Genomic DNA, 5,472 nt, shown 5'->3' with positions numbered 1-5,472 from the left:
AAAAACGCTTGACGGAACGAAAGGCTGCTGTAGAATGCGCGGCCTTGGTTGAGGCGAAAGACTCACCGAACGCTCTTTAACAACTGAATCAAGCAATTCGTGTGGGTGCTTGTGAGGTAAGACTGGTAGTCAAATGATTATCAGCATCACAAGTAACACTCGTGAATTCGAGAGTTTATTTGCGATTGCTGAGCCAAGTTTAGGGTTTTCACAAAACCCAATCAGTATTGAACTGAAGAGTTTGATCATGGCTCAGATTGAACGCTGGCGGCAGGCCTAACACATGCAAGTCGAGCGGCAGCGGGTCCTTCGGGATGCCGGCGAGCGGCGGACGGGTGAGTAATGCCTAGGAATCTGCCTGTTAGTGGGGGATAACGTTCGGAAACGGACGCTAATACCGCATACGTCCTACGGGAGAAAGTGGGGGATCTTCGGACCTCACGCTAACAGATGAGCCTAGGTCGGATTAGCTAGTTGGTGGGGTAAAGGCCCACCAAGGCGACGATCCGTAACTGGTCTGAGAGGATGATCAGTCACACTGGAACTGAGACACGGTCCAGACTCCTACGGGAGGCAGCAGTGGGGAATATTGGACAATGGGCGAAAGCCTGATCCAGCCATGCCGCGTGTGTGAAGAAGGTCTTCGGATTGTAAAGCACTTTAAGTTGGGAGGAAGGGCAGTTAGTTAATACCTGACTGTTTTGACGTTACCGACAGAATAAGCACCGGCTAACTTCGTGCCAGCAGCCGCGGTAATACGAAGGGTGCAAGCGTTAATCGGAATTACTGGGCGTAAAGCGCGCGTAGGTGGTTTTGTAAGATGGATGTGAAATCCCCGGGCTCAACCTGGGAACTGCATCCATAACTGCATGACTAGAGTACGGTAGAGGGTGGTGGAATTTCCTGTGTAGCGGTGAAATGCGTAGATATAGGAAGGAACACCAGTGGCGAAGGCGACCACCTGGACTGATACTGACACTGAGGTGCGAAAGCGTGGGGAGCAAACAGGATTAGATACCCTGGTAGTCCACGCCGTAAACGATGTCGACTAGCCGTTGGAATCCTTGAGATTTTAGTGGCGCAGCTAACGCATTAAGTCGACCGCCTGGGGAGTACGGCCGCAAGGTTAAAACTCAAATGAATTGACGGGGGCCCGCACAAGCGGTGGAGCATGTGGTTTAATTCGAAGCAACGCGAAGAACCTTACCTGGCCTTGACATGCTGAGAACTTTCCAGAGATGGATTGGTGCCTTCGGGAACTCAGACACAGGTGCTGCATGGCTGTCGTCAGCTCGTGTCGTGAGATGTTGGGTTAAGTCCCGTAACGAGCGCAACCCTTGTCCTTAGTTACCAGCACGTTATGGTGGGCACTCTAAGGAGACTGCCGGTGACAAACCGGAGGAAGGTGGGGATGACGTCAAGTCATCATGGCCCTTACGGCCAGGGCTACACACGTGCTACAATGGTCGGTACAGAGGGTTGCCAAGCCGCGAGGTGGAGCTAATCCCACAAAACCGATCGTAGTCCGGATCGCAGTCTGCAACTCGACTGCGTGAAGTCGGAATCGCTAGTAATCGTGAATCAGAATGTCACGGTGAATACGTTCCCGGGCCTTGTACACACCGCCCGTCACACCATGGGAGTGGGTTGCTCCAGAAGTAGCTAGTCTAACCGCAAGGGGGACGGTTACCACGGAGTGATTCATGACTGGGGTGAAGTCGTAACAAGGTAGCCGTAGGGGAACCTGCGGCTGGATCACCTCCTTAATCGACGACATCAGCTTTCTCATAAGCTCCCACACGAATTGCTTGATTCACTAGCGAAAGGCGATTGGGTTTAGACCCGAGAGTAAGACGATTGGGTCTGTAGCTCAGTTGGTTAGAGCGCACCCCTGATAAGGGTGAGGTCGGCAGTTCGAATCTGCCCAGACCCACCAATTGTCAAGGGACGTGGCCAAGTCCGTATAGATGGGGCCATAGCTCAGCTGGGAGAGCGCCTGCTTTGCACGCAGGAGGTCAGGAGTTCGATCCTCCTTGGCTCCACCATTCACTCGACAATCGCTGAAAAGCTCAGAATTGAATGCTTAAGGTTAAGCATTGAATTCTGGTCTTTGCGCCAGAACTGTTCTTTAAAAATTTGGGTTTGTGATAGAAGTAGACTGATTAATCTCTTTCACTGGTGATTAATCAAGTCAAGGTAAAATTTGCGAGTTCAAGCGCGAATTTTCGGCGAATGTCGTCTTCACGATCGAGCGTCAAGTATTGCTGAGAAGCAGATTGCTTGGGGTTATATGGTCAAGTGAAGAAGCGCATACGGTGGATGCCTTGGCAGTCAGAGGCGATGAAAGACGTGGTAGCCTGCGAAAAGCTTCGGGGAGTCGGCAAACAGACTTTGATCCGGAGATCTCTGAATGGGGGAACCCAGCCAGCATAAGCTGGTTATCACACACTGAATACATAGGTGTGTGAGGCGAACCAGGGGAACTGAAACATCTAAGTACCCTGAGGAAAAGAAATCAACCGAGATTCCCTTAGTAGTGGCGAGCGAACGGGGATTAGCCCTTAAGCTTCTTTGAATCTAATAGAACGCTCTGGAAAGTGCGGCCATAGTGGGTGATAGCCCCGTATATGAAAGGTTCTTTGAAGTGAAATCGAGTAGGACGGAGCACGAGAAACTTTGTCTGAACATGGGGGGACCATCCTCCAAGGCTAAATACTACTGACTGACCGATAGTGAACCAGTACCGTGAGGGAAAGGCGAAAAGAACCCCGGAGAGGGGAGTGAAATAGAACCTGAAACCGTATGCGTACAAGCAGTGGGAGCCTACTTTGTTAGGTGACTGCGTACCTTTTGTATAATGGGTCAGCGACTTATATTCAGTGGCGAGCTTAACCGTTTAGGGGAGGCGTAGCGAAAGCGAGTCTTAATAGGGCGTTTAGTCGCTGGGTATAGACCCGAAACCGGGCGATCTATCCATGAGCAGGTTGAAGGTTAGGTAACACTGACTGGAGGACCGAACCCACTCCCGTTGAAAAGGTAGGGGATGACTTGTGGATCGGAGTGAAAGGCTAATCAAGCTCGGAGATAGCTGGTTCTCCTCGAAAGCTATTTAGGTAGCGCCTCACGTATCACTCCAGGGGGTAGAGCACTGTTTCGGCTAGGGGGTCATCCCGACTTACCAAACCGATGCAAACTCCGAATACCTGGAAGTGTCAGCGTGGGAGACACACGGCGGGTGCTAACGTCCGTCGTGAAAAGGGAAACAACCCAGACCGTCAGCTAAGGTCCCAAAGTTATGGTTAAGTGGGAAACGATGTGGGAAGGCTTAGACAGCTAGGAGGTTGGCTTAGAAGCAGCCACCCTTTAAAGAAAGCGTAATAGCTCACTAGTCGAGTCGGCCTGCGCGGAAGATGTAACGGGGCTCAAACCATACACCGAAGCTACGGGTTCATCTTAGGATGAGCGGTAGAGGAGCGTTCTGTAAGCCTGTGAAGGTGAGTTGAGAAGCTTGCTGGAGGTATCAGAAGTGCGAATGCTGACATGAGTAACGACAATGGGTGTGAAAAACACCCACGCCGAAAGACCAAGGTTTCCTGCGCAACGTTAATCGACGCAGGGTTAGTCGGTTCCTAAGGCGAGGCTGAAAAGCGTAGTCGATGGGAAACAGGTTAATATTCCTGTACTTCTAGTTACTGCGATGGAGGGACGGAGAAGGCTAGGCCAGCTTGGCGTTGGTTGTCCAAGTTTAAGGTTGTAGGCTGAGTGCTTAGGTAAATCCGGGCACTTAAGGTCGAGAACTGATGACGAGTGTCCTTTAGGACGCGAAGTGGTTGATGCCATGCTTCCAAGAAAAGCTTCTAAGCTTCAGGTAACTAGGAACCGTACCCCAAACCGACACAGGTGGTCGGGTAGAGAATACCAAGGCGCTTGAGAGAACTCGGGTGAAGGAACTAGGCAAAATGGCACCGTAACTTCGGGAGAAGGTGCGCCGGTGAGGGTGAAGCATTTACTGCGTAAGCTCATGCCGGTCGAAGATACCAGGCCGCTGCGACTGTTTATTAAAAACACAGCACTCTGCAAACACGAAAGTGGACGTATAGGGTGTGACGCCTGCCCGGTGCCGGAAGGTTAATTGATGGGGTTAGCGCAAGCGAAGCTCTTGATCGAAGCCCCGGTAAACGGCGGCCGTAACTATAACGGTCCTAAGGTAGCGAAATTCCTTGTCGGGTAAGTTCCGACCTGCACGAATGGCGTAACGATGGCGGCGCTGTCTCCACCCGAGACTCAGTGAAATTGAAATCGCTGTGAAGATGCAGTGTATCCGCGGCTAGACGGAAAGACCCCGTGAACCTTTACTGTAGCTTTGCACTGGACTTTGAGCCTGCTTGTGTAGGATAGGTGGGAGGCTTTGAAGCGTGGACGCCAGTTCGCGTGGAGCCATCCTTGAAATACCACCCTGGCATGCTTGAGGTTCTAACTCTGGTCCGTTATCCGGATCGAGGACAGTGTATGGTGGGCAGTTTGACTGGGGCGGTCTCCTCCCAAAGAGTAACGGAGGAGTACGAAGGTGCGCTCAGACCGGTCGGAAATCGGTCGTAGAGTATAAAGGCAAAAGCGCGCTTGACTGCGAGACAGACACGTCGAGCAGGTACGAAAGTAGGTCTTAGTGATCCGGTGGTTCTGTATGGAAGGGCCATCGCTCAACGGATAAAAGGTACTCCGGGGATAACAGGCTGATACCGCCCAAGAGTTCATATCGACGGCGGTGTTTGGCACCTCGATGTCGGCTCATCACATCCTGGGGCTGAAGCCGGTCCCAAGGGTATGGCTGTTCGCCATTTAAAGTGGTACGCGAGCTGGGTTTAGAACGTCGTGAGACAGTTCGGTCCCTATCTGCCGTGGACGTTTGAGATTTGAGAGGGGCTGACCTTAGTACGAGAGGACCGGGTTGGACGAACCTCTGGTGTTCCGGTTGTCACGCCAGTGGCATTGCCGGGTAGCTATGTTCGGAAAAGATAACCGCTGAAAGCATCTAAGCGGGAAACTTGCCTCAAGATGAGATCTCACTGGAGCCTTGAGCTCCCTAAAGGGCCGTCGAAGACTACGACGTTGATAGGTTGGGTGTGTAAGCGCTGTGAGGCGTTGAGCTAACCAATACTAATTGCCCGTGAGGCTTGACCATATAACACCCAAACAATCTGGCTCAGCCAGAGGGTGCGATGGTGAAGTCGACAAAACCGAAAGTTCGACAGAACTCGCACTACCCGCCGCAAGGCACTATCACAAACCCATTCGGGGTGGCGCTTAACCGCGATGCCCCAACCCAATTGCTTGACGACCATAGAGAGTTGGAACCACCTGATCCCTTCCCGAACTCAGTAGTGAAACGACTCATCGCCGATGGTAGTGTGGGGTCTCCCCATGTGAGAGTAGGTCATCGTCAAGCACCTATACCGAACCCCCGATCTGCGT

The 5,472-nt window shown here is 52.1% G+C and carries 2 tRNA genes and 3 rRNA genes; all 5 read left to right on the top strand.

Annotation, left to right across the window (positions count from 1 at the left end):
* Positions 1-229: 229 nt before the first annotated feature.
* Positions 230-1,766 (top strand): 16S ribosomal RNA (locus tag JQX08_RS22165).
* Positions 1,767-1,859: 93 nt separating this feature from the next.
* Positions 1,860-1,936: transfer RNA gene (locus JQX08_RS22160), tRNA-Ile, on the top strand.
* Positions 1,937-1,969: 33 nt separating this feature from the next.
* Positions 1,970-2,045, top strand: a tRNA-Ala gene (locus JQX08_RS22155).
* A 247-nt stretch (positions 2,046-2,292) separates the two neighbouring features.
* Positions 2,293-5,182: ribosomal RNA gene (locus tag JQX08_RS22150) — 23S ribosomal RNA — on the top strand.
* 148 nt (positions 5,183-5,330) lie between these two features.
* Positions 5,331-5,446 (top strand): 5S ribosomal RNA (rrf, locus tag JQX08_RS22145).
* Together the 16S, 23S and 5S rRNA genes with 2 tRNA genes alongside form the textbook arrangement of a ribosomal RNA operon.
* Positions 5,447-5,472: the final 26 nt, after the last annotated feature.

The sequence above is a fragment of the Zestomonas insulae genome (genome assembly GCF_016901015.1).
GTDB lineage: Bacteria > Pseudomonadota > Gammaproteobacteria > Pseudomonadales > Pseudomonadaceae > Aquipseudomonas > Aquipseudomonas insulae.
This window is presented reverse-complemented; position numbering and strand designations above follow the sequence as displayed.